The 22,723-nt window shown below is 70.1% G+C and carries 24 protein-coding genes; 11 read left to right on the top strand and 13 right to left on the bottom strand.

What is annotated here, in order from left to right; all coding sequences use genetic code 11:
- Nucleotides 1-41 precede the first annotated feature (41 nt).
- From ACFU53_RS03740 to ACFU53_RS03720, 5 genes are all read left to right on the top strand, one after another.
- A complete protein-coding gene (locus ACFU53_RS03740; protein ID WP_383985697.1) occupies nucleotides 42-1,193 on the top strand; it encodes an acyl-CoA dehydrogenase family protein in 1,152 nt (383 codons plus the stop codon).
- Nucleotides 1,194-1,283: 90 nt separating this feature from the next.
- Nucleotides 1,284-1,571 carry a YiaA/YiaB family inner membrane protein gene (locus tag ACFU53_RS03735; RefSeq protein ID WP_383985695.1) on the top strand — a complete coding sequence of 96 codons (288 nt, stop codon included), beginning with the start codon at nucleotides 1,284-1,286 and terminating at the stop codon, nucleotides 1,569-1,571.
- 118 nt (nucleotides 1,572-1,689) lie between these two features.
- Nucleotides 1,690-2,316 carry a TetR/AcrR family transcriptional regulator gene (locus ACFU53_RS03730; RefSeq protein WP_383985693.1) on the top strand — a complete coding sequence of 209 codons (627 nt, stop codon included), beginning with the start codon at nucleotides 1,690-1,692 and terminating at the stop codon, nucleotides 2,314-2,316.
- Between the two features lie 281 nt (nucleotides 2,317-2,597).
- Nucleotides 2,598-3,302, top strand: a complete 705-nt coding sequence (locus ACFU53_RS03725) for a glycoside hydrolase family 11 protein (RefSeq protein ID WP_383985691.1) — start codon at nucleotides 2,598-2,600, stop codon at nucleotides 3,300-3,302.
- A complete protein-coding gene (locus ACFU53_RS03720; protein WP_383985689.1) occupies nucleotides 3,299-4,003 on the top strand; it encodes a polysaccharide deacetylase family protein in 705 nt (234 codons plus the stop codon). The genes ACFU53_RS03725 and ACFU53_RS03720 overlap by 4 nt, the downstream gene beginning before the upstream one ends.
- A gap of 65 nt (nucleotides 4,004-4,068) precedes the next feature.
- Here ACFU53_RS03720 and ACFU53_RS03715 read toward each other — a convergent pair whose 3' ends face one another.
- On the bottom strand, nucleotides 4,069-4,530 hold the full coding sequence (locus tag ACFU53_RS03715; protein WP_383985688.1) for a MaoC family dehydratase: 462 nt from the start codon (nucleotides 4,528-4,530) through the stop codon (nucleotides 4,069-4,071).
- 154 nt (nucleotides 4,531-4,684) lie between these two features.
- Here ACFU53_RS03715 and soxR point away from each other — a divergent pair, with 154 nt between their 5' ends.
- Complete coding sequence (gene soxR, locus ACFU53_RS03710) at nucleotides 4,685-5,248, top strand: redox-sensitive transcriptional activator SoxR (protein ID WP_383985686.1); 564 nt, start codon at nucleotides 4,685-4,687, stop codon at nucleotides 5,246-5,248.
- A 60-nt stretch (nucleotides 5,249-5,308) separates the two neighbouring features.
- Here soxR and ACFU53_RS03705 read toward each other — a convergent pair whose 3' ends face one another.
- On the bottom strand, nucleotides 5,309-6,385 hold the full coding sequence (locus tag ACFU53_RS03705) for an RNA ligase (ATP) (protein WP_383985684.1): 1,077 nt from the start codon (nucleotides 6,383-6,385) through the stop codon (nucleotides 5,309-5,311).
- Between the two features lie 151 nt (nucleotides 6,386-6,536).
- Between ACFU53_RS03705 and ACFU53_RS03700 the strand changes: the two genes are divergently transcribed.
- Nucleotides 6,537-6,830 (top strand): hypothetical protein, encoded by a 294-nt coding sequence (locus ACFU53_RS03700; RefSeq protein ID WP_383985683.1) that lies wholly within the window; start codon nucleotides 6,537-6,539, stop codon nucleotides 6,828-6,830.
- A 238-nt stretch (nucleotides 6,831-7,068) separates the two neighbouring features.
- Nucleotides 7,069-7,590 (top strand): hypothetical protein, encoded by a 522-nt coding sequence (locus ACFU53_RS03695; protein ID WP_383985681.1) that lies wholly within the window; start codon nucleotides 7,069-7,071, stop codon nucleotides 7,588-7,590.
- Between the two features lie 70 nt (nucleotides 7,591-7,660).
- Here ACFU53_RS03695 and ACFU53_RS03690 read toward each other — a convergent pair whose 3' ends face one another.
- A complete protein-coding gene (locus ACFU53_RS03690) occupies nucleotides 7,661-8,263 on the bottom strand; it encodes a hypothetical protein (RefSeq protein WP_383985679.1) in 603 nt (200 codons plus the stop codon).
- 334 nt (nucleotides 8,264-8,597) lie between these two features.
- On the opposite strand from ACFU53_RS03690, the gene ACFU53_RS03685 reads away from it, so the two are divergent.
- The gene (locus ACFU53_RS03685) at nucleotides 8,598-11,411 is read left to right on the top strand and encodes a penicillin acylase family protein (protein ID WP_383985677.1); all 2,814 of its coding nucleotides are present in this window, start codon (nucleotides 8,598-8,600) and stop codon (nucleotides 11,409-11,411) included.
- 24 nt (nucleotides 11,412-11,435) lie between these two features.
- Here ACFU53_RS03685 and ACFU53_RS03680 read toward each other — a convergent pair whose 3' ends face one another.
- Together ACFU53_RS03680 and ACFU53_RS03675 are read right to left on the bottom strand one after the other, a co-directional pair.
- A complete protein-coding gene (locus ACFU53_RS03680; RefSeq protein ID WP_383985675.1) occupies nucleotides 11,436-12,755 on the bottom strand; it encodes a serine-threonine protein kinase in 1,320 nt (439 codons plus the stop codon).
- Between the two features lie 103 nt (nucleotides 12,756-12,858).
- Nucleotides 12,859-14,112, bottom strand: a complete 1,254-nt coding sequence (locus ACFU53_RS03675) for an exo-beta-N-acetylmuramidase NamZ domain-containing protein (RefSeq protein ID WP_383985673.1) — start codon at nucleotides 14,110-14,112, stop codon at nucleotides 12,859-12,861.
- A 252-nt stretch (nucleotides 14,113-14,364) separates the two neighbouring features.
- Here ACFU53_RS03675 and ACFU53_RS03670 point away from each other — a divergent pair, with 252 nt between their 5' ends.
- Both ACFU53_RS03670 and ACFU53_RS03665 read left to right on the top strand, forming a co-directional pair.
- Complete coding sequence (locus ACFU53_RS03670; protein ID WP_383985780.1) at nucleotides 14,365-15,129, top strand: SDR family oxidoreductase; 765 nt, start codon at nucleotides 14,365-14,367, stop codon at nucleotides 15,127-15,129.
- A 140-nt stretch (nucleotides 15,130-15,269) separates the two neighbouring features.
- Nucleotides 15,270-15,863 carry a TetR/AcrR family transcriptional regulator gene (locus ACFU53_RS03665; protein WP_383985671.1) on the top strand — a complete coding sequence of 198 codons (594 nt, stop codon included), beginning with the start codon at nucleotides 15,270-15,272 and terminating at the stop codon, nucleotides 15,861-15,863.
- A gap of 250 nt (nucleotides 15,864-16,113) precedes the next feature.
- On the opposite strand, the gene ACFU53_RS03660 is transcribed toward ACFU53_RS03665, so the two are convergent.
- The 8 genes from ACFU53_RS03660 to ACFU53_RS03625 form a co-directional block, all read right to left on the bottom strand.
- A complete protein-coding gene (locus ACFU53_RS03660) occupies nucleotides 16,114-17,328 on the bottom strand; it encodes an acyl-CoA dehydrogenase family protein (protein ID WP_383985669.1) in 1,215 nt (404 codons plus the stop codon).
- A 5-nt stretch (nucleotides 17,329-17,333) separates the two neighbouring features.
- Nucleotides 17,334-18,368: a phosphotransferase family protein gene (locus ACFU53_RS03655; RefSeq protein WP_383985778.1), complete on the bottom strand. Its 1,035-nt coding sequence runs from the start codon at nucleotides 18,366-18,368 to the stop codon at nucleotides 17,334-17,336.
- Nucleotides 18,369-18,545: 177 nt separating this feature from the next.
- A complete protein-coding gene (locus ACFU53_RS03650; RefSeq protein ID WP_383985668.1) occupies nucleotides 18,546-19,457 on the bottom strand; it encodes an MBL fold metallo-hydrolase in 912 nt (303 codons plus the stop codon).
- A gap of 137 nt (nucleotides 19,458-19,594) precedes the next feature.
- Nucleotides 19,595-19,897 (bottom strand): hypothetical protein, encoded by a 303-nt coding sequence (locus tag ACFU53_RS03645; RefSeq protein ID WP_383985666.1) that lies wholly within the window; start codon nucleotides 19,895-19,897, stop codon nucleotides 19,595-19,597.
- A gap of 184 nt (nucleotides 19,898-20,081) precedes the next feature.
- Nucleotides 20,082-20,414 carry a DUF202 domain-containing protein gene (locus tag ACFU53_RS03640; RefSeq protein WP_383985664.1) on the bottom strand — a complete coding sequence of 111 codons (333 nt, stop codon included), beginning with the start codon at nucleotides 20,412-20,414 and terminating at the stop codon, nucleotides 20,082-20,084.
- On the bottom strand, nucleotides 20,411-20,803 hold the full coding sequence (locus tag ACFU53_RS03635) for a YidH family protein (protein ID WP_383985663.1): 393 nt from the start codon (nucleotides 20,801-20,803) through the stop codon (nucleotides 20,411-20,413). Before ACFU53_RS03635 ends, ACFU53_RS03640 begins: the two co-directional genes overlap by 4 nt.
- Nucleotides 20,804-20,854: 51 nt before the next feature.
- Nucleotides 20,855-21,370: an NUDIX hydrolase gene (locus tag ACFU53_RS03630; RefSeq protein WP_383985661.1), complete on the bottom strand. Its 516-nt coding sequence runs from the start codon at nucleotides 21,368-21,370 to the stop codon at nucleotides 20,855-20,857.
- A 154-nt stretch (nucleotides 21,371-21,524) separates the two neighbouring features.
- Nucleotides 21,525-22,421, bottom strand: a complete 897-nt coding sequence (locus ACFU53_RS03625; protein ID WP_383985659.1) for a DMT family transporter — start codon at nucleotides 22,419-22,421, stop codon at nucleotides 21,525-21,527.
- Nucleotides 22,422-22,723: the final 302 nt, after the last annotated feature.

The raw sequence follows: 22,723 nt of genomic DNA, 5'->3' as shown, positions 1-22,723 counted from the left end.
GCAGTGGTAATTTAAATGGGAACGGATGAGAGGCGGGTTACGTGAACCTGGAGCTCAGCGAGGAGCAGACCGCCGTACGCCGACTCGCGAGGGACTTCGTGGAGCGCGAGATCGTCCCGCACGTCATCGCCTGGGACCGCGCCGAGAACGTCGACCGGGCCATCGTGAAGAAGCTCGGCGGGGTCGGCTTCCTGGGGCTCACCGTCGACGAGGAGTACGGCGGCTCCGGCGGCGACCACCTCGCGTACTGCCTGGTGACCGAGGAACTCGGCCGCGGCGACTCCTCCGTGCGCGGCATCGTCTCCGTCTCCCTCGGCCTGGTCGCGAAGACCATCGCCGCCTGGGGCGACGAGAAGCAGAAGCGCCGCTGGCTGCCGGGTCTCACGGCGGGGGAGTACGTCGGCTGCTTCGGCCTCACCGAACCGGGCACCGGCTCCGACGCGGGCAACCTCGCCACCCGAGCGGTCCGCGACGGCGACCACTACGTCATCAACGGCACCAAGATGTTCATCACGAACGGCACCTGGGCCGATGTCGTCCTCCTCTTCGCCCGCTCCACCGACGCCCCCGGCCACAGAGGGATCTCCGCCTTCCTCGTCCCCACCGACACCCCCGGCCTGACCCGCCGCGCCATCCACGGCAAGCTCGGCCTGCGCGGCCAGGCCACCGCCGAACTGGTCCTGGAGGACGTCCGCGTCCCCGCCTCCGCCGTGCTCGGGCCGGAGGGCAAGGGCTTCACCGTCGCCATGTCGGCGCTCGCCAAGGGCCGGATGTCGGTAGCGGCCGGCTGCGTCGGCATCGCCCAGGCCGCGCTGGACGTGGCGGTCCGATACGCCGGCGAGCGCGAGCAGTTCGGCAAGTCCATCGCCCATCACCAGCTCGTCCAGGAACTCATCAGCGACATCGCGGTGGACGTCGACGCCGCCCGGCTCCTCACCTGGCGCGTCGCCGACCTCGTCGACCGGGGGCAGCCCTTCGCCACCGAGGCCAGCAAGGCCAAGCTCTTCGCCTCCGAGGCGGCCGTCCGCGCCGCGAACAACGCCCTCCAGGTCTTCGGCGGCTACGGCTACATCGACGAGTACCCGGCCGGAAAGCTCCTGCGTGACGCCCGCGTCATGACCCTCTACGAGGGCACCAGCCAGATACAGAAACTGCTCATCGGGCGGGCGCTGACGGGGGTTTCGGCGTTCTGAGCCGAATTCGAGTCGGTCTGAGTACGTGAGGCCGCCGACTGAGTATCCCGACGGATGTGGTCCGGGCCACAGCTGCCGAACCATGTCCCCATGAGTGAGACACCGGTCAAGCAGCAGAGCACGGCGGCCTTCTACGGGCAGGCCGTCGCGTCCTTCGGCGTCGCCATGGCGGCCACCACCGTCGGCATCTACAACCTCGACGCCGACACCTGGGTCCGCGCCTTCCTGGCCATCGCGGTCCTCTACCTCGTGACCTCGTCCTTCACCCTGGCCAAGGTGATCCGCGACCGGCAGGAGGCCGGGCGGATCGTCAGCCGGGTCGACCAGGCCAGACTGGAGAAGCTCCTCGCGGAGCATGACCCCTTCGAGAAGCTCTGAGAAGTCCCGGTCCCGCGCCCCACCGCCTGTTCGGCACAGCCCTGAGCGGGCCTTCTAAGCGCTCGCTCACCGTTCGGCGGTATGGTGGTGCCCAGCCATCGGAAGGGGCGAGCGAGCGATGAGTACGGCGGACGACACGGCGGGCGGCGAGCCGCAGCCGTGGGGCGAGGTCAACCCGGACGCGGCCCGGAGGCTACTGGTGGCCGCCGTGGAGGCCTTCGCCGAGCGTGGCTACCACGCGACGACGACCCGTGACATCGCGGGCCGCGCGGGTATGAGCCCCGCCGCGCTGTACATCCACTACAAGACGAAGGAAGAGCTGCTCCACCGGATCAGCCGCATCGGCCACGAGAAGGCCCTCGACGTGCTGCGCAGGGCGGCCGAGGGCGAGGGCAGCCCGGCCGACCGTCTCGCCGAGGCGGTACGCTCCTTCGTGCGCTGGCACGCCGGGCAGCACACCGTGGCCCGCGTCGTCCAGTACGAACTGGACGCCCTCGGCCCCGACGCCCGCGCCGAGATCGTCACCCTCCGCCGCGAGAACGACGCGGCCGTGCGCGGCATCATCGAGGACGGCGTCGCCGCCGGCGACTTCGACGTCCCCGACGTGCGCGGCACCACCATCGCGGTCCTCTCTCTCTGCATCGATGTGGCCCGCTGGTTCAACGTCAACGGCCCGCGCACCCCCGACGAGGTCGGCACCCTGTACGCGGACCTCGTCCTGCGCATGGTGAGCGCGAAGAAGTAACCCCGAGGCGCCGCTCGGCTGATCTTGGCGCGATCGGAATCCTCTTCGAAACATTCGATGTATCTGTGGCCACTGCATGGGTGCGACATTGGGGTTACTGATGTCGCCCCAATCCGAACACGAACTCATGCCTATTGAGCTGGGACTATGCACTCGCGCTTCCTCTTCGGTTGCTCGAATGTTTCGGAGTGGGTGCCGAAACCATTGACAGTTGACAGGGGCAGGCCAACACTCCGTGGTCGACAGGGCGAACCCCACGAGCCCGAGGAGGACGCGCGCGTATGAACGAGGAACCCGCACCCGCACCCACTCCCACCCCGCCCCCGAGCCGCAGGCTCTTCATGAGTGGTCTCTGTACGACCGCGCTGGCCGCCGCGACTGCGGTGGCCCTGCCCGGCACCGCCCGCGCGGACACGGTCGTCACCACGAACCGGACCGGCACCGACAACGGCTTCTACTACTCGTTCTGGACCGATGCCCCGGGCACCGTCTCCATGACCCTGGCCTCCGGCGGCAGTTACCGGACCTCCTGGAGCAACACCGGGAACTTCGTCGCCGGCAAGGGCTGGAGCAACGGCTCCCGCAGGACCGTGACCTACTCGGGCACGTTCAATCCGTCCGGCAACGCCTACCTGACCCTCTACGGCTGGACGGCCAGTCCGCTCATCGAGTACTACATCGTCGACAACTGGGGCACCTACCGGCCCACGGGAACGTACAAGGGCACGGTCACCAGTGACGGCGGCACGTACGACATCTACAGGACGACGCGGTACAACGCCCCGTCCGTCGAGGGCACCCGTACCTTCGACCAGTACTGGAGCGTCCGTCAGTCGAAGCGGACGGGCGGCGCCATCACCACCGGAAATCACTTCGACGCCTGGGCCCGCGCCGGAATGCCCCTCGGCAGCTTCAGGTACTACATGATCATGGCCACCGAGGGATACCGGAGCAGCGGCAACTCCAACATCACGGTGGCCCCATGAACACCGGGCCGCGCCGCTCGTTCCGTCGCCCGGGCAAGCGGTTGGCCGTCGTCCTGACGGCCGTCGCGAGCACCGTCCCCCTCATGCTCACGGCCGCCGCGGCTGCCCCGGCGCGGGCCGCCGCCTGCAACGGGTACGTCGGGCTCACCTTCGACGACGGTCCTTCCGGCAACACCTCGGCCCTGCTCAACGCACTGCAACGGAACGGGCTGCGGGCCACGATGTTCAACCAGGGCCAGTACGCCGCCGCCAACCCGTCGCAGGTCCGGGCCCAGGTCGCCGCCGGCATGTGGGTGGCCAACCACAGCTACACCCACCCGCACCTGACCCGGCTGAGCCAGGCGCAGATCGACTCGGAGATCTCCCGGACCCAGCAGGCCATCGCCGGCGCGGGCGGCGGCACCCCGAAGCTGTTCCGGCCGCCGTACGGCGAGACCAACGCGACGGTGAAGTCGGTCGCGGCCAGGTACGGCCTGACCGAGATCATCTGGAACGTCGACTCACAGGACTGGAACGGCGCCAGTGCGGACGCGATCGTGCAGGCCGCCGCCCGGCTCACCAACGGCCAGGTCATCCTCATGCACGACTGGTCCGCGAACACGCTCGCGGCGATCCCGCGCATCGCGCAGGGACTGGCCGGCCGAGGCCTGTGCGCAGGGATGATCTCGCCGCAGACCGGCCGCGCCGTCGCACCCGTGTAACGGCACACCCGTGGCGCGGCGGTCGCGATCGCCGCGCCACTGCGCCGTCGGCTCGAAAGCCGTCCTCAGAAGTAGTACCGGGACACCGACTCCGCCACACACACCGGCTTGTCCCCGCCCTCGCGCTCCACGACGACCGCGGCCGTGACCTGAACGCCGCCGCCGACCTCCGTGACCTCCTGGAGGGCCGCCGTGGCGCGCAGCCGCGAACCGACCGGCACCGGCGCCGGGAAGCGGACCTTGTTGGTGCCGTAGTTGACGCCCATCTTGACGTTGTCGACCTTGAGGATCTGCGGCACCAGCAGGGGGAGCAGCGACAGGGTCAGATAGCCGTGGGCGATGGTCGTGCCGAAGGGGCCGGCCGCGGCCTTCTCGGGGTCGACATGGATCCACTGGTGGTCGCCGGTCGCCTCGGCGAAGAGGTCGATGCGCTTCTGGTCCACCTCCAGCCAGTCGCTGTGGCCCAACTGCTCGCCCACCGCCGCCTTGAGCTCCTCGGCGGACGTGAAGATCCTCGGCTCTGCCATGTCCCGGCCTCCCGCATCCCGGATGCCTGCCGCATCCGTGTCAACCATGTCCGGCATGCGAGTCCCACATGCCTAAGCAACTGCTTAGCATGGTCGGCCGCGCGGCCCCTGTCAACGGACCGCGACCCTATCGGGTATGGGTAGGCTCGGAGGGGTGCCCCAGATCCCTGAGAAGATCCACGAGTTGACCGTCGGCCAGCTGTCGGCCCGTAGCGGTGCCGCCGTCTCCGCGCTGCACTTCTACGAGTCCAAGGGGCTGATCAGCAGCCGCCGCACCACGGGCAACCAGCGCCGCTACAGCCGGGACACCCTGCGCCGCGTCGCCTTCGTCCGTGCCGCCCAGCGCGTCGGTATCCCGCTCGCCACGATCCGCGAGGCGCTCGCCGAGCTGCCCGAGGAGCGGACGCCGACCCGCGAGGACTGGGCCCATCTCTCCGAGGTCTGGCGGTCCGAGCTGGACGAGCGGATCAAGCAGCTCAACCGGCTGCGCGACCACCTCACCGACTGCATCGGCTGCGGCTGTCTGTCCCTGGCCACCTGTGTGCTGTCCAACCCCGACGACGTCTTCGGCGAACGGCAGAGCGGCTCCCGCCTCCTGGTCGAGCGCCCGGCCGCCGACGCCCGGCGGGAGACACCGCAGGAGGTACCGCAGGGGGCACGGGAGCCGTCGCGGCGGACGGTCGAACAGGAACAGGAGGAGCCCGGGAGCTGCCGTTGAGCAACTCCCGGGCTCCCGGGCCCCACGAGCCCCCCGAAGATCCCGCGGGGGGCTGGCGGTTCAATCGTACTCGGTGCCGCCCTTACGGGTCAGATACGCCGGGCTGACCGCCTTCGCGACGGCCCGCCCGCCGGTCACGGGGCTGTACCGCTCGGTGGCCGGCCGGATCACGACACCCTCGCGCAGATGCAGATCGCGCCCGGAGACCGTCTCCCGGCCGGTGGCCACCTCCAGCACCCGGTCGATGGCGTACGGGCCCTCGTACAGCCTCGGCACCAACGGCAGTTCGCCGTCGAGCTGTTCGGACAGCTCCGCCGGGTCCAGCCAGCGGACCCGGCCGTCGATCTCGGCGGAGACGTCGAACACGGCGTACCCGAGCGTGTCGCGACGGCCGTCGGCGCCGTACGACAGGTCCTGCACCCCGGCGCCGTACACCTCGCCGAAGATCCCGACCCGGCGCGCCCCGAGCCGCTCGGCGAGCCGGGCCGAGGCCTCGGCGACCTTGTGCCCGTGGACGGCGCGCCAGTACAGGTTGCGCGGGTCCTCCTTCAGCGCGAGGGACTTCGAGCCGAAGCCCTTCGAGGACACCTGGACGCGGCCGTCCTCGGCGAAGTACGTCACCAGGCAGGCCGTTCCGTGCAGCTTCTCCGTCAGGACGATCCGCTCGCCGGGCGTGAAGATGTCGGGATAGCGCTGGATGTTCTCGATGTCGACCCAGGGCAGCAGATCCGGCGCCGACTCGACCTCGCCGCTCATCGTGGGCGGGATCGGCGGCACCCATTTGACGATGCCGAGCCGTTCCGCGAAGTCCGTGCCGTCCGTGACGGCGGCCGTGAGATCCACGTCCGCGAGCGCCCGCGGGCGGCAGACGATCCCCTGCGACAGCTCGCCCCGCAGCCGTACCGCCTTCACCCGGTCCGACTTGCTCCCCGCGAGCCGTCCGGTCAGCCCCAGTTCCTCGATCAGCGCGGCCGGGAGCACGGACTGCTCCGGGATGTAGACGGCATGGTCACCGGTGCGGTACGCGCCCTTGGCCACGACGGCTCGGTACAGGCCGACCTGGGCCAGTTCGAGTGCGTCGGCGTTCGGGTGTTCGTGGATCGTCAGCACTTCGGCGGTGACACGCAGCGTCGACATCGGGGCTCTCCTCGGTTCCTGGGTGTTCTCAGGGCTGTTTCATCGCCCCCAACTGTCCGTACGGGAAAGGGGTGGAGCGAGGTGATTTGCGGCTGGTAGGGTCGCGATCTTCGGTCCGCGGACACGGGGGCTGAGCCGGACGGACTGGCGCATGTGGCCCGCCGACCAGGCCGCTGCCATCGCGGCGTTCCTGTACGCGTGGTGGGAGGGGATGCTGCTGACGCCGGAGCCGCCGTACTCGCTCGACGACGTACTGGAGACCAGTGCCGGCATCGGCGGATCGGCGACGGTCTTCCTCGACCGGTGGCCGGTACATCCCGTGGCCGACGCCCACCTCGTGAACCGGGCGCGTGCCTGGGTCCGCCAACTGCTCGATGACGATTCGCCGCTCCACTGGTACGACCACGCCCGGACCGTGGCGTACAGGAACTCGGGTCGTGGCTGATCCGGGACGCCTCCGCCCGGCTGGCCGCCCTGGGCGAGTCGGCCCTCGCCGCACGTGTCGCCCTCATCGCCCTCCCGTACGACGAGTGTTGGTCTCCGCGGGACCTGCACACGGCCTTGGTATCGACTGACGGTGCCCCGGCGGGTCGCCTCTCCCGGGCAACCGCTTTCGCGGAGACTGTGTCATGAACACGGAGGGGGCGAGGCGGCATGCCCTATGGCAAGGGGAAGGGGCGCCGATGAGCGTCGTCATATGTTCGCTGAAGTGGGAGAAGGCGCACTCGGGCGTGCAGAAGATCACCTACGACTCGGACGGCTACCACCTGGTGCGCTTCCCGTACGACAAGACCGAGGAGTCGTACGACCCTTGGAAGATGCACGACCCGGCGAACGGCGGCGACACCGCGTCGAAGTTCCCCGACCCGCGCTCCGGACTGATCTGGCCCAGCCACGACGGCTGGGGCGTGCTGTCGGCGATGGTGTTCTGGGAGGCGGACCCCAAGACGCTGGAGTACCGGGCCCGCTTCGTGCGCGATCCGCTGAACCTGACGAAGAAGAAGTACGACTCGACGGGCACGACGGACAGCGCGCTCACCCGGGGCGGCCAGTTCCGCACCTACATGTGGCAGATGTTCGTGCACAAGGGCATGCCGCTCGGCCTGAAGATATCCGCGCGTGGGGCGGGGGACACCAAGCGGGCCACGACGCTCACCCTCGCGGAGTTCAAGCTCGCCATCCACACGGACGTCAAGAATCCGTAGTCATCACGCCGTTCCACGTCGTACACGCATATACACGGGGGTGCGGCATCCCCGGCGCACCCCCGTCGCGCTACGCCGAGATCAGCAGCCGTCCGCGCCTGGACTCCGCCAGGGCCTCGGCTGTGAGCACCGGTCGTGGCACCACGATTCCGCACTCCGTGCAGACCGGGCCCGAGGACGGTTCGTGGGCCAGGTCGTACATCCAGACGAGGCGCTCGCCCTCGCACACCGGGCAGGCCGCGCCCGGTTCGCGCTCCAGCGCGGCGATGAGCCGGCGCAGCACCTCCGCCATCGGTTCATGGGGATGGACCTTCGGGTCGTCGCACCAGGCGACTCCGAACCCGCCCCAGGTCAGCCGGTGCCAGTCGTCGACACTGCCCGGCCTGCGCAGCCCGTCGTGCTTCTCCTTCTTGCGCCGCTGCGCGAACTGCACCTCGTAGTCGAGCCAGACGGAGCGGGCCTCCTCCAACTCCTCCAGTGCGGCCACGAGCCGCGCTGGGTCGGGGTTGCGGTCCTCGGGGCCGAACCCGGCCCGTGAGCACAAGTGGTCCCAGGTCGCCCGATGCCCGTAGGGGGCGAACCTTTCAAGGCACTTGCGCAGCGAATAACGCCGCAGTGCCAGGTCGCACCTGGGATCTCGCACCTGTCTTGCCAGACTTCGGAAACCCGCCATCGCCCTGCACCTCCGTCACACCTGCACCTGTACTTCGGTCACTTCGGCGTCGTCGTCGGGACGTCGCCGAATAGACGTATCGACACGCGATTCGGCTCCATCCGATTTCCGATGACCTCCATAAGTCGTCTACTGAGCCGTTCACGGACCGTTCCTGCCTACGCCTGACTGTCTCTGACTTCTTCTTGTCTGCTTACGACTACTTCTGAGTACCTGTTCACGCTGTCAGTCACCTGTCCGGCGGCGGTGATCGCAAAAACGTGACGCATGTTCATCTTCAAAGCCGGGGATACCGGCGGTAACATCCGGCCCACCCCCGTCGGGAGGAGCTGCCATGCCCTGGCGCACCCCACGCACCTCACGCAACGCACCGGACAGACTGAGAACTCCCCGTAGATTCCCGGAGTTCCTCAAGGCCGCTTCGATATGCGCACTCGTTGCCGGTCTTTTGTCGCCTCTTTCCCCGGCTTCCCCAGCGGCGGCCGCCGACACCGGCGCCGTCGAGGCGGCAGCGGTGACCGACCACTGCGGCGGACAGTGCTCCGACATCCTGCCGCCCGGCCAGAACGGCAACGCGACCCTCGCCCAGATCCTCCTCAACCAGGCCTTCGGCTCCATGCCGGAGAACGCGAGCAACCAGCTCGGCCCCTACAACAACCTGGCCACCGGCTACTCGGGCCTCACCAACTCCACGATCAACACCTTCTTCAACGACGCCTCCTTCGGCGTCGCCTCCGACCAGGTCGCCTCCACCCTGAACCCGGCCGGCCGCACCGACGTCACCATCGTCCGCGACAAGAAGACCGGTGTGCCGCACATCACGGGCACCACCCGCTACGGCACCGAGTTCGGCGCGGGCTACGCCGCCGCCCAGGACCGGCTGTGGCTGATGGACGTCTTCCGGCACGTCGGCCGCGGGAAGCTGACCCCGTTCGCGGGCGGCGCCGAGTCCAACCAGGGCCTGGAGCAGGAGTTCTGGCGCCACGCCCCCTACACCGAGGCCGACCTCCAGGCCCAGATCGACAAGGCGGTGGCCACCAACGGCGAGCGCGGGCAGCTGGCCCTCGCCGACGTCAACGCCTACGTCGCCGGGATCAACGCCTACATCGACGCCTCCGACAGCGGCCGCTACTTCCCCGGTGAGTACATCCTGACCGGCCACAAGGACTCCGTCACCAACGCCGGCACCATCGAGAAGTTCAAGCCCACGGACCTGGTCGCCCTGGCCTCCGTCATCGGCGCCCTCTTCGGCTCAGGAGGCGGCGGCGAGGTCAACAACGCCCTGTCCCTGCTGGCCGCCCAGGAGAAGTACGGCGTCACCGAGGGCACCGAGGTCTGGGAGTCCTTCCGCGAGCGCAACGACCCCGAGGCCGCCCTCACCGTCCACGACGGCAGCTTCCCGTACGCCACCAAGCCCGCGAACCCGCAGGGCATGGCCCTCCCCGACGACGGCACGGTCACCGAGGAGCCACTCGTCCACGACCGCACCGGCAGCGCGGCCACGGCCGCCTCCACGAGCGTCTCGGCCGAGGCCACCGACAGCGCCCTCAGCTCCGCCCGGCGCGGCATGTCCAACGCCCTCGTCGTCAGCGGCGAGCACACCGCGAGCGGCCGCCCCATCGCCGTCTTCGGACCCCAAACAGGCTACTTCGCCCCGCAGTTGCTCATGCTCCAGGAGATCCAGGGGCCGGGCATCAGCGCCCGCGGCGCCTCCTTCGCGGGCCTGAGCATGTACATCGAACTCGGCCGGGGCCAGGACTACGCCTGGAGCGCCACCACCTCCGGCCAGGACATCATCGACTCGTACGCCGTCGAGCTGTGCCAGGACGACGTCCATTACCTGTACCGCGGCACCTGCACGGCCATGGAGAAGATCGAGCAGACCAACGCCTGGAAGCCCAGCACCGCCGACGACACCCCGGCCGGCTCGTACCGCATGCAGGTCTGGCGCACCAAGTACGGCCCCGTCACGCACCGGGCCACGGTCGACGGGAAGAAGGTCGCCTACACCACCCTGCGCTCCTCGTACCTGAACGAGGCCGAGTCGATCATCGGCTTCCAGATGCTGAACGACCCGGACTACGTCAAGGGCCCGGAGACCTTCCAGAAGGCCGTCCAGAACATCAACTACACCTTCAACTGGTTCTACGCCGACTCCACCCGCACCGCGTACTACAACAGCGGCGACAACCCGGTGCGCGCCGCGAACGTCGACCCCGAGTTCCCGGCCTGGGCACAAGCGGCCAACGAGTGGCGGAACTGGAACCCCGCCACCAACACCGCCGACTACACCGCGCCCTCCGCCCACCCCAACTCCACCGACCAGGACTACTACATCTCCTGGAACAACAAGCAGGCCGCGGACTACACCACCGCCCCCTGGGGCAACGGCTCCGTCCACCGCGGCAACCTCCTCGACGACCGGGTGAAACGGCTGGTCGCCGCGGGCGGAGTCACCCGGGCCTCACTGACGAAGGCCATGGCAGAGGCGGGCCTCGCCGACCTGCGGGCCGAGGACGTGGTCCCCGATCTGCTGAAGGTCATCAACAGCAGCACGGTCACGGACTCCACGGCCGCCGCGGCGGTCACCAAGCTCCAGACCTGGGTCACCTCCGGCTCCAAACGCACGGAGACCTCTGCCGGCTCGAAGACCTACGCCAACGCCGAGGCGATCCGTGTCCTGGACGCCTGGTGGCCGCTGCTGGTGAAGGCCGAGTTCGAACCCGGCCTCGGCACCGATCTGTACACCGCCATCACCGCCAACCTCCCCATCGACGAGTCCCCGTCGGCCGCGCACGGCCCGACCGGCTCCCACGCAGGCAGCTCCTTCCAGTTCGGCTGGTGGAGCTACGTCGACAAGGACATCCGCTCGGTGCTGGGTGAATCGGTACAGGGCCCGTTGGCGAACGAGTACTGCGGCGGTGGCAGCCTCAGCGCCTGCCGCACTCTCCTGATCAACACTCTCAAGGAGGCGGCCGGCAAGACCGCCGCGCAGGTCTACCCCGGCGACGAGTACTGCTCGGCGGGCGACCAGTGGTGCGCCGACTCGATCATCCAGCAGCCCCTGGGCGGTATCAAGCACAACAAGATCAGCTGGCAGAACCGGCCGACCTACCAGCAGGTGGTGGAGTTCACCTCACACAGGTGACGTCCGACTGGCGGTGGGCCGATGTCACGCGATACGGCCCGCCGCCAGTACCACCCGGGCGAGTTCCCGGTGGCAGATGTCGCTGTGCGCCCCGGACGGTGCGCCGCCCCGCTTCACCACCGCCGAGGCGTCGATGTTCACACAGCCCGCTGTCGGCAGTTGGGCCTTGAGGGCGTCGGCCAGCCTGAACGACCGGGTGCCCTGCACTGCCTGGATGCCGCCGTAGCCGAGGGCACCCCACTTGGCGCCAAGGAGGCTGTTCACGCTCAGGCCCAGCACCGTGCGCGCGTCGCCCGCCATGCGGGAGGCCAGCGGATAGATCGTGCCGAGCGCCGAGTCGTGCTTGGAGTGGCAGCACACCAACGGGCCGTCGATACGCTTCTGCCGGCCGTTCAGAACACCGCTCGCGCGTGTGTCGTGGGGCAGCCGCGCCGCGAACGCGTAGTGGGAGAAAGCTGCCTGAAGGAGCGTCACCGATTTCAGGGTGTGCACCCCTTCGGGCAGCCCGCGCAGCGCGAACGACACGAGACGCGCGCCGAAACTGTGCCCGACGAGGTGCACCCGTACGTTCGGTGCCGTCCGCGCGAGCTGCCCGAGCAGCCGCCCGAGCCCACGCTCGCCGACCGTGCCCGCCCGGCGCTTCATCGCGAAGTACGTCGCCTGGCGCAGGAGTTCATGGGCGCCGTCCCAGGCCTGCGGCGGGGTGACGGCGGCCCCGGTCATCACCCCCGTGCCCTCGACCTCCGCCAGCGCCGCCGCGAAGTCCGCGCACACCGTCACCGCGTCCCCGCACAGCATCCTGGGCATGCCCTCGGGGACCCCCTCCGTGAGGGTGTCCGCCGTGAACGCGCCCTGCGGCCCCTGCGGCGGCACCTCCACCAGCAGCCGTACGAGCCGCCCGAACTCCTCCAACGAGGCATCGTCGTCCGGCCGTTGGTCCAGCAGCCGCGCGAGCTGCTCGACGACGGTGGCCCGCCCGGGGAAGATCTCCAACAGCGCGTGCCGGGTGTTCTTGTCGAGCACGGGGCGGCTGGGCGCCACGGCCGGGACCGGCTTGATGTCCGGGATCGGCTCGTCCGAGAACCGCATCGAGGGCCACAGCACGCCCACGTACCCCAGCTTCGCGTGCGGCGCGAGCGCCGGGAACGGGGCGAGGAAGCGGCTGTAGAGCCGGGTCGCGCCGGACCGGTCACTGTTCCAGCCGTGCGCGAAGACGACCAGGTCCACGACTGCGCGCTTCCCGACCCCGTCGAGCAGCCGGTCCCGCTGACCGGCGTCCACGTCCCCGTCCGCGTCGAAGGTCAGCTCCCAGTAGGGAGTCACGCTCATTTCCGGATCCGCCATGACGAGCCCCCTTCGGCCCCCGTTGGCAATGCGCTCAGGCGCATGGTCCTGCCAACGGCGAAGGATGGCCATACGTCACGGACGCATGCCCTTGATGCCCCGGCTACCGGTACAGCAGATACTCCTTGCGCACCCTGCGGAACGCGGCCAGCTCCTCCTGCCAGCCCGCCACGACCTCGTCCGTGTCCGCACCCGCGTCGATCGTCGTGCGCACCCGCGTCGAACCGGTCAGCTTGTCGATCCAGTTGTCCGGACGCCAGGCGAAGCCGCTCCACACCTTCTTGGCGGTCACGAGGAGGCCGATCCCGGTGCGCACGGGGTCGTACGCGGCCCGGTCGTGGACATGGATCTGTATGCCCCCGATGGTCTTGCCCTGGAACTTGGAGAACGTGGGCGCGAAGTACGCCTCCCTGAAGTGCGCGCCGGGCAGGGCGAGTTCGTTCGCCGCGGCGGCCCACCGCCGGTCGATGCCCTCCGCGCCGAGCAGTTCGAACGGCCGCGTGGTGCCGCGCCCCTCCGACAGGTTCGTCCCCTCGAAGAGACACGTCCCGGAATACACGAGCGCGGTGTCCGGCGTCGGCATGTTCGGGCTCGGCGGCACCCAGGGCAGCCCGGAGTCGTCGTGGAACCGCGACCGCTTCCACCCCGACATCAGCACGGTGTCCAGCGGAACGGGGGTGGTGAGAAACTCGCCGTTGAACAGCCGTGCCAGCTCCGCCACCGTCATCCCGTGCGCCTGCGAGATCGGCTGCCGTCCGACGAACGTCGCGAACTCCTTGTGCAGCACGGGCCCCTGAGCGCTCCGCCCGGTCACCGGGTTCGGCCGGTCCAGTACGACGAAACGCTTCCCGGCCAGCTGGGCCGCCTCCATGCAGTCGTACAGCGTCCAGATGTACGTGTAGAAGCGGGCGCCCACGTCCTGGATGTCGAAGACGACCGTGTCCACGCCGGAGGCGGTGAAGATGTCCGCCAGGGGCCGGCCGCTCTTCAGGTACGTGTCGTAGACCGGCAGTCCGGTCGCCGGGTCGTCGTGGCGGCCCTCGGAGCCGCCGGCCTGGGCGGTGCCGCGAAAGCCGTGCTCGGGGCCGAATACGGCTCTGAGGTCCACGCGGTCGTCGGCGTGCATCGCGTCGACGATGTGGCGGGCGTCTCTGGTGATGCCGGTGGGGTTGGTGACGATGCCGACCTTTTGGGCGCCGAGGAGTTTGTAGCCGTCTTGTGCGAGGCGCTCGAAGCCGGTGCGGAGCCGTGGGCCGGCTGCCTCGGCCGGGGGAGCGGTGGTGAGGCCGGCCGTGGCGGCCGTGGACGCGGTCGCCGCGGTGGAGGCGGCGAGGAAGGTGCGGCGGGAGAGGTGCATGGGGGTGACCTCCGGGTCGCGGTCGCGGGAAGCGGCGTACAGGCAAGCTAAGCGCTTCCGCGGTGGTTCGTAACCTGCGGGGCGGTTGCGGCTGGTCGCGCCCACTCGGCGGAGCCGCACATGGTGCAGCCCCGCGCCCCTTCGGGGCGATTCTGCCAGGCGTGCGCTCGAGTGGCTCTTCTCTGCTGCATACCGACCGGTTAGTCTGGCCGTCTGAGTGGAGCCGTTCGTGTGTCGTGTCGAGGGAGAACGATCGTGGATGTCGTGCGGGGTGCGGGTGTGGTCGTCACAGGGGCCGGTGGCGGGATCGGGGCCGCTCTGGCGCGCCGGTTCGCGGCTGAGGGTGCCCGGGTCGTCGTGAACGACCTCGACGGGGACCGGGCCAAGGCCGTGGCCGACGAGATCGGCGGGATCGCGGTGCCCGGGGACGCGTCCGCGATCGTCGCCGAGGCGCGGGAGGCGCTCGGCGGGACCGTGGACGTGTACTGCGCGAACGCGGGGCTCGCCTCGGGCGGCACGGAAGCGGCCGACGAGAAGGTCTGGGCGCTCGCCTGGGACGTGAACGTGATGGCGCATGTCCGGGCGGCCCATGAGCTGCTGCCGGCGTGGCTGGAGCGGGGCAGCGGGCGTTTCGTCTCGACGGTCTCGGCGGCGGGGCTGCTCACGATGATCGGCGCGGCACCGTACAGCGTCACCAAGCACGGGGCGTACGCCTTCGCCGAATGGTTGTCCCTCACCTACCGGCACCGGGGGATCAAGGTCCACGCGATCTGCCCGCAGGGAGTGCGCACCGACATGCTGACGGCCTCCGGCAGCGCGGGCGACCTGGTGCTCACGCCGACCGCGATCGAGCCGGAGGACGTGGCCGACGCGCTCTTCGAGGGCATCGACAAGGACCGCTTCCTGATCCTGCCGCACCCCGAGGTGGCCGGTTTCTACCAGGCCAGGGCCGCCGACCCGGACCGCTGGCTGACCAACATGAACCACATCCAGCAGAAGTGGGAGACGACGGGCTGACGGCCCTGCCCGGCGGACGGGTGCCGGAGAGTGGGATGATCCTCCGGCGGGAGCGCCCGATTCCGGCCGGTCGGGAACCGATCGGCGGCCGGCGGGCGACCAGTAGGCGACAACAGAACCTCGGAAGGCAGGTGGCGGCAGTGCCCAGGACGACGGACGGGGACGGTACCCCCGTCCCGCAGCGGTTGCTGGCCGCCGCCACCCGGCTCTTCGCCGAGCGGGGCTACGACCGCACCTCCGTGCAGGAGATCGTCGAGGCGGCCGGAGTCACCAAGGGCGCGCTGTACCACTACTTCGGTTCCAAGGACGACCTGCTGCACGAGGTGTACGCGCGCGTGCTGCGCATCCAGCAGGAGCGGCTCGACGCGTTCGCGGGGGCCGACGCGCCCGTCGAGGAGCGGCTGCGGGGTGCCGCCGCCGATGTCGTCGTCACCACCATCGACAACCTCGACGACGCGATGATCTTCTTCAGGTCCATGCACCACCTGAGCCCCGAGAAGAACAAGCAGGTCCGCGCCGAACGCCGCCGCTACCACGAACGCTTCCGCGCGCTCGTGGAGGAGGGCCAGGAGGCCGGCGTCTTCTCCAGGGCCACCCCGGCCGACCTGGTGGTCGACTACCACTTCGGCTCGGTCCACCACCTGTCGACGTGGTACCGCCCCGGTGGCCCGATGGGCCCACAGGAGGTGGCGGACCACTTGGCGGACCTGCTGCTGCGGGCGCTGCGGCCGTAGGGCGCGCCTGAGAGCTCGGGGGTTCGGTGCGTCGGCGGGTGCGGGCCCGGTGGGGCTTCTCGCGCAGTTCCCCGCGCCCCTGAAAAGCAGGGGCCGCGCCCAGTGCTTTTCAGCGGCCCGCAGGGCCGTTGCCTTTCAGGCCCGCAGGGCCTGGTCTTTCAGGGCCGCAGGGCCTGGTCTTTCAGGGGCGCGGGGAACTGCGCGACCAGCCCCCACTCACCCGCACCCGACAACGCACCCCCCTCGACACTCACACGTACCGCTTCAGCTCCCGCCGGGCGAGCGACCGCTGATGGACCTCGTCCGGCCCGTCCGCGATCATCAGCGTCCGCGCCCCCGCGTACAGCTCGGCCAGCGGGAAGTCCTGACTGACGCCTCCCGCACCGTGCAGCTGAATCGCCCGGTCGATGATGTCCACGACCGTCCGCGGCGTAGCGATCTTGATCGCCTGGATCTCCGCGTGGGCCCCCTTGTTGCCCACCGTGTCCATCATCCACGCCGTCTTCAGCACCAGCAGCCGCAACTGTTCCACGGCCACCCGCGCATCGGCGATCCAGTTGTGCACGACCCCCTGCTGCGCCAGCGCCTTGCCGAAGGCCTCGCGGGCCACCGCCCGCCGGCACATCAGCTCGATCGCCCGCTCGGCCATCCCGATGAGCCGCATGCAGTGGTGGATACGCCCGGGCCCGAGCCGCGCCTGGGCGATGGCGAAACCGCCGCCCTCCTCGCCGATCAGGTTCGACGCCGGCACGCGCGCACCCTCGAAGATCACCTCGGCGTGGCCGCCGTGGGAGTGGTCCTCGTAGCCGAACACCTGCATCGCGCGCTTCACCGTGACACCCGGAGTGTCGCGCGGGACCAGGATCATCGACTGCTGACGCCGGATGTCGGCCCCGTTCGGGTCCGTCTTGCCCATGACGATGAAGATCTGGCAGTCCGGGTTCATGGCCCCGGAGATGTACCACTTGCGCCCGTTGACGACGTAGTCGTCACCGTCCCGCTCGATCAGCGTGGTGATGTTGGTGGCGTCGGACGAGGCCACCTCCGGCTCGGTCATCGCGAAGGCCGAGCGGATCTCACCGGCGAGCAGCGGCTCCAGCCACTGCTTCTTCTGCGCCTCGTCGCCGAACTGGCTCAGCACCTCCATGTTGCCCGTGTCGGGCGCGGCGCAGTTCAGCGCGGTCGGCGCCAACTGCGGGGACCGCCCGGTGATCTCGGCGAGCGGCGCGTACTGGAGGTTGGTGAGCCCGGCCCCGTACTCGGAGTCGGGCAGGAAGAGGTTCCACAGGCCCTGCCTGCGGGCCTCGGCCTTCAGCTCCTCCACCACGGCCGGCGTGTCCCACGGCGAGGCCAGCTGGGCCCGCTGCTCCTCGGCCACGGCCTCCGCCGGGTAGACGTACTCGTCCATGAAGGCGAGGAGCTTGGCGCGCAGCTCCTCCGTGCGGGCGTCGAATGCGAAGTCCATGCTGATCAGCCTTCCTGGGAGCCGGCGCGGAGAGTCGTCAGACCGTGTTCGATGAAGACGGGGACCAGGTCGCCGATGCGGTCGAAGCCGCGGCCGACCGTCTGGCCGAGTGTGTACCGGTAGTGGATGCCCTCCAGGATCACGGCGAGCTTGAACCACGCGAACGCCGTGTACCAGGACACCGAGGAGACGTCACGGCCCGAGCGCGCCGCGTACCGCTCGACGATCTCGGCCGGATCCGGGTGCCCGGCGGCCGCCGCGGTGGTGGAGACGGGGGAATCGGGCGTTTCGAGCGGCACGCTGTACATCACCAGCAGGCCCAGATCGGTGAGCGGATCGCCGAGCGTGGACATCTCCCAGTCGAGGATCGCGGTGATCTCGTCGTCCCGGCCGAGCAGCACGTTGTCGAGCCGGTAGTCGCCGTGCACGACGGTCGGGGCGGGGGAGTGGGGCAGTCGGCGACCCAGGGCCGCGTGCAGCTCGTCGACGCCGGCCAGCTCGCGGTTGCGGGACGCGTCCAACTGTTTGCCCCAGCGCCGCAGTTGCCGGTCCAGGAAGCCCTCCGGGCGCCCGAAGTCGGCGAGACCCACCTCGGCCGGGTCCACGGCGTGCAGCTCGACGAGGGTGTCGACCAGTCCCAGCACGGCGGCCCGGGTGCGCTCCGGGCCCAGCGGGGCCAGCTGCTCGGCGGTGCGGTACGGGGTGCCCTCGACGAAGTCCATGACGTAGAAGGGCGCGCCGAGCACGTCCTCGTCCTCGCAGAGCAGCACAGGACGCGGCACGGGTACGTTCGTCGGGTGCAGCGCGCTGATCACGCGGTGCTCGCGCTTCATGTCGTGCGCGGTCGCCAGCACATGGCCCAGCGGCGGCCGTCGTACGACCCACTTCGAGGCGCCGTCCGTGAGCTCGTACGTCAGGTTCGACCGTCCGCCCTCGATCAGCCGGCCGGTGAGCGGACCGCCCACGAGTCCGGGCCGCTCGGCGTCGAGCAGGGCGCGGAGCCGGTCGGGATCGAGACCTGGCGGGTGGTCTGGGTGCATCATCGCTCCTACACGCGGTTTACCGGGACCCGACTCATGATGCCGACCGGTCGGTATGTCGTCCAGTGGGCGACACGAAAGTGATCGGAGTCTCGACGGGATCCGGCCGGGCGCGGCCGGATCCCGATGGAGTCGTCGGAGCGCCGGCCGACCCGGTCCGCCGACCCCTCCCGAGCGTCACGCGTGGCAGGTCATCATCTCCCCGCCGTTGATGGTCGCCATGTCCATGAACCCGGCGAACGGGTCGACGCCCTCACCCTCCGGTGCCCCGTCCAGTTCGGCGTACGCCCGGCGCAGGTTCGCCACCAGCCGCTCGCTCTCCGGCAGCGCGGCGTACTCCCCGAGATCCGTGCTCCGGGCCGCCTCCAGCGGCGTGAGCCCCGCCGCGTGCGACTTCTCGGCGACCTCGGCCACGAACCGCATGTACCGCTCGGCCTTGTCGAAGGCGGACGGGTCGGTGACCGGCCCGTGCCCCGGTACGACGGTCTCGGCGCCCAGCTCACGCAACAGTGCCAGCGCCCGCAGCGAACCGCTCAGCGACCCCATCAGGAAGAACGGCGTCCCGCCCTCGAAGACCAGGTCCCCCGCGAACAGCACCCGCCGGTGCGGCAGCCACACGACGGAGTCGCCGACCGTGTGCGAGATGCCCGGGTGGATGACCTGCGCCTCGATGTCACCGACGTGGAGCGTCACACGGTCGTCGTACGTCAGGTCCGCGCCCTGGATGCTGACGTCGCCGAAGTCGGTCTGCGGCCACAGCAGATGGAGGTGCTGTCCGCTGGCGAGGGCCTCGCGGCGGCAGGCCGAGTGCGAGACGAGGGTGGCGGACGGCGTGAAGAAGCCGTTGCCGTAGGTGTGGTCCCCGTGGTGGTGGGTGTTGACCAGGAAACGGGGCTTCGGGACGCCGGTCGCGTCGAGCGCGGCGCCCAGGGCGCGGGTCCGGCGCTCCGTCGCCGCCGTGTCCACGAGCAAAGTGGTGGTCCCGTCACTCACGAAACCGGAGTTGTTCAGACACCATCCGCCGTCCGGCTGCACATACGCGTACACGTCGCTCGCGAGCTCGACGGTGTACGGCTCTCCTGCGGTCATAGTGATCCCCTTCATCCCCCGGATCGTCGCCAACTGGTGGTCAGAGCCTGCCAGTCGGCGGCGATCCGGTGGAATCCGGGGTGTACGGAAACGGCGCAGGTGATTGTGCTGACGCCCGCCGTCGGCCGTCAGTGCCGTCAGTGGTCGTCCCAGTGCCCGTCGTGGGCGGCGTGCCGGTGTCCGTCGTGCACATAGTCCACGTGGTCCCCGTGCGTGACCGCCTGGTGCCCACAGTCCTCGCCGTGCTCATGGGCGTGCCCCTCGTGCGCGGTGTGCCCGCTCGGCTCGCATTCGTCCCAGTGGCCGGAGTGCTCGCGGTGCAGATGCCCGTCGTGCGCGTAGTCGGTGTGGTCACCGTGCGACACGGCGGTGTGCCCGCAGGTCGGGCCGTGGCCGTGGCCGTGGTCGTGGACGGGGTGTTCCTGGTGCAGGGTGGTCATCGTGCTCACCTTCGGTGGTGCGGGGGTGACATATCCAGGCTAGTCACAGAAGCCCCAGTTCTTCCTTTTTGAAACTCCATGCACACACCAAGGCTTGCCCCCGCTTCGGTTTGCTCGATTGCTCCCCGTTGCTCTCCGTCACGCCTCGCTGCTCGCCGGAGTCCCGTGACGTCAGGGCTCGGTGTCAGAGCACCAAGGCCGCGCCGCACACCGCGAGGGCGATCACGCACAGGACGGCCGTCGCGGCCATCCGGGGCACGAGAACGGGCGGGCGGGAGGCCGTCAAGGCGTGGATACGGCGGTGGGCGAGCGCCAGGAAGCCCAGCCACAGCACCGCGCACAGGGCCGCGGCCACCACTGCGGCCGTCGACGGCCCGCCGTGCAGCGCGGACTTCGCGGCGAGTACGGCGATCACGGCGCCAGTGAGGGTCGTACGCCGCCAGGCGAGCCGGGTGCGCTCGGGCTGGAGGCCGGGGTCGCGGTCGGGAGCCCCAGGGGGAGCGGACGGTGGACTCACCCCTCCCACCCGAGCAGGACCACGGCGACCATGACGACGGCGACCACGGCGACGACGAGGCTGAGCAGCACCGGGAAGCGCGACACCGGCAGATCCTCCCCGCGCCGCATCGCCTGCTCGCAGCGCACCCAGTGGTTGACCGCCCGCAGCGCGCACAGCACCCCGGCGGCCAGCAGCGCGAGCGCGAGCCCGACGCGCCAGCCCCAGCGCAGGTCCGGCAGGAACTGGTCCACCGCGAAACCGCCGCCGACGAGGGCGAGCGAGGTGCGCAGCCAGGCCAGGAATGTCCGCTCGTTGGCCAGGGAGAACCGGTAGTCCGGGGTCCGGCCGTCCTCCCGGACCTCCTCGGGGACGAACCAGAGCCGGACGTTCCGTACAAATTCGATCACGTGTAGGACAGTACCGGTCGGCTTCGGAGCGCAGGTTGCCCTCCCCGTGCTTCACTCCGTGGTTCTGCGCGCCCTCAGCCGCTCGTACGCCGCCACCCCGTCCGGCACCCACTCCCACTCGCCCAGCTGCCGCTCCACCTCGGCCTCCGCCAGGAACCCGTGCCAGGCGACCTCCTCCACCTGCGGGTTCACCGCCGGCTCGCAGCGGACCTCGTACACGGCCGACCACCAGGTCCGCCCGGCTCCGTCGTCGTACAGGAACTTGAAGAGCGGGTCGGGCCGGGGCAGCCCGGAGACGCCCAGCTCCTCCTCGGCCTCCCGGAGGGCCGCGTCGTCGTAGGACTCGCCCGCCCCGACGACCCCGCCCACGAACATGTCGTACAGCGACGGGAAGATCAGCTTCGTGGCCGTCCGGCGATGCACGAAGACCCGCCCCTCGGCGTCCCTGGCCAGCACGAACACGGCCCGATGCCGCATCCCACGCGCGTACACCTCCCCGCGCGGGGCCTGCCCGATGACCTGGTCGTTCTCGTCCACGATGTCGAGGATCTCGTCGGCGGCGCTCATGGCTCCATCCAAGCAGGGGGTGGCGGAGCGTGTGGGCCGGCTGCGCCCCGTGCTTTTTTCGGCCCGCAGGGGTCGTGTCCATATCAGGGGCGCGGGGAACCGCGCGACCAGCCCCACCCACCCGCACTCGCCATGTCACAGGTACCCCGAGCCATTAGGCGCCCGGCTGCAGTTCCTTCTGCCGTACGACCCCGGCCGAGCCGCACGGCATAGCTGGATGCATCCCGAGAAACACCACCCCGACGATGATCCCCGCCAACCCCGCCGCCTCCCACGCGAGCGCCCCCGCGTCCATCCGCAGCCGATCCCCCAGGAACCCCACTCCGCAGGCGATCCCCGCCAGCGGCTGCGCGGCGGTCAGGGCCGGCAGGGACATCCGCAGCGGCGCCGTCTCGAAGGCGCTCTGGACGAGCAGGAGCCCGGTCACGCCGAGGAACACGACCCCGTACGGCTGCCACGAGGTGAACAGCCCGCCCCAGCCGACCTCGGCGAACAGCTGCCCGCTGACCCGGGTGAGCGCGTCCTGGACGCCGTAGAGGAGCCCGGCCGCGACCGCCAGGAGTACCGGCGCGGCACTGAGCCGCGACCGCTTCGCGTACGCCGTGAGCAGCAGCGCGAGCCCCAGCATGACGCCGATGATCAGCCACTGCCGGAAGGGCCCGCCGACCGCCGCCCCACCCCCCGGCTGCCCGGCGACGATGAAGGCGGTGACGCCTCCCGCGAGCAGTACCAGCCCCGCCCAGCCCTGGCGCCCCAGCGGCTGACGGGTCTGCCGGCGGGAGAGGGCGAGCGCGAAGAGCAGGTTCGTGGCGAGCAGCGGCTCGACGAGGGTGACCTCGCCCTGGCTGAGCGCGATCGCGCCCAGGGCCATGCCGCACACCATCAGCCCGATCCCGCCGAGCCAGCGCGGCACCCGGATCAGGTCGAGCAGCAGCCGGGGCGAGAGGAAGTCGCCCAGCGGGGCGTGCGCGGCGGCCTGCTGCTGGAGCACGAAGCCGAAGCCCAGACAGCAGGCGGCGCCCATGGCGAGAAGAAGAACGAGAACCGACACGCGGAATACCTCGGGTCGTCGGACGGGCGGCGGCGAGTATCCCCAAGGGGCGTCCGCTCGGCATCCCGGTCGGAGAGCGATTTGTGCCCCGACGGGTGGCCCGATACGTATTCAGACGACTGTAGCCGCCCCGCCGGAGGCTGTCCGTAAGAGGAGACACATCTCGGCAGTTGACTAGGTCACTCCTTCTGCCGAAGGATCTGATGCCAAAGCTGCTGACCGGCCGGTAACAAAGCGTGGGGCCGTGCCTGGCCTGCTTCGGCCTGCCCCCGCTTGCCTGACCCGTTCCCGAGAGGACGTCC

Origin of the sequence: Streptomyces sp. NPDC057474 (assembly GCF_042802555.1) — a bacterium.
Lineage (GTDB): Bacteria > Actinomycetota > Actinomycetes > Streptomycetales > Streptomycetaceae > Streptomyces.
The sequence above is the reverse complement of the archived record's forward strand: the minus strand, read 5'-3'. Positions and strand labels throughout refer to the sequence as shown.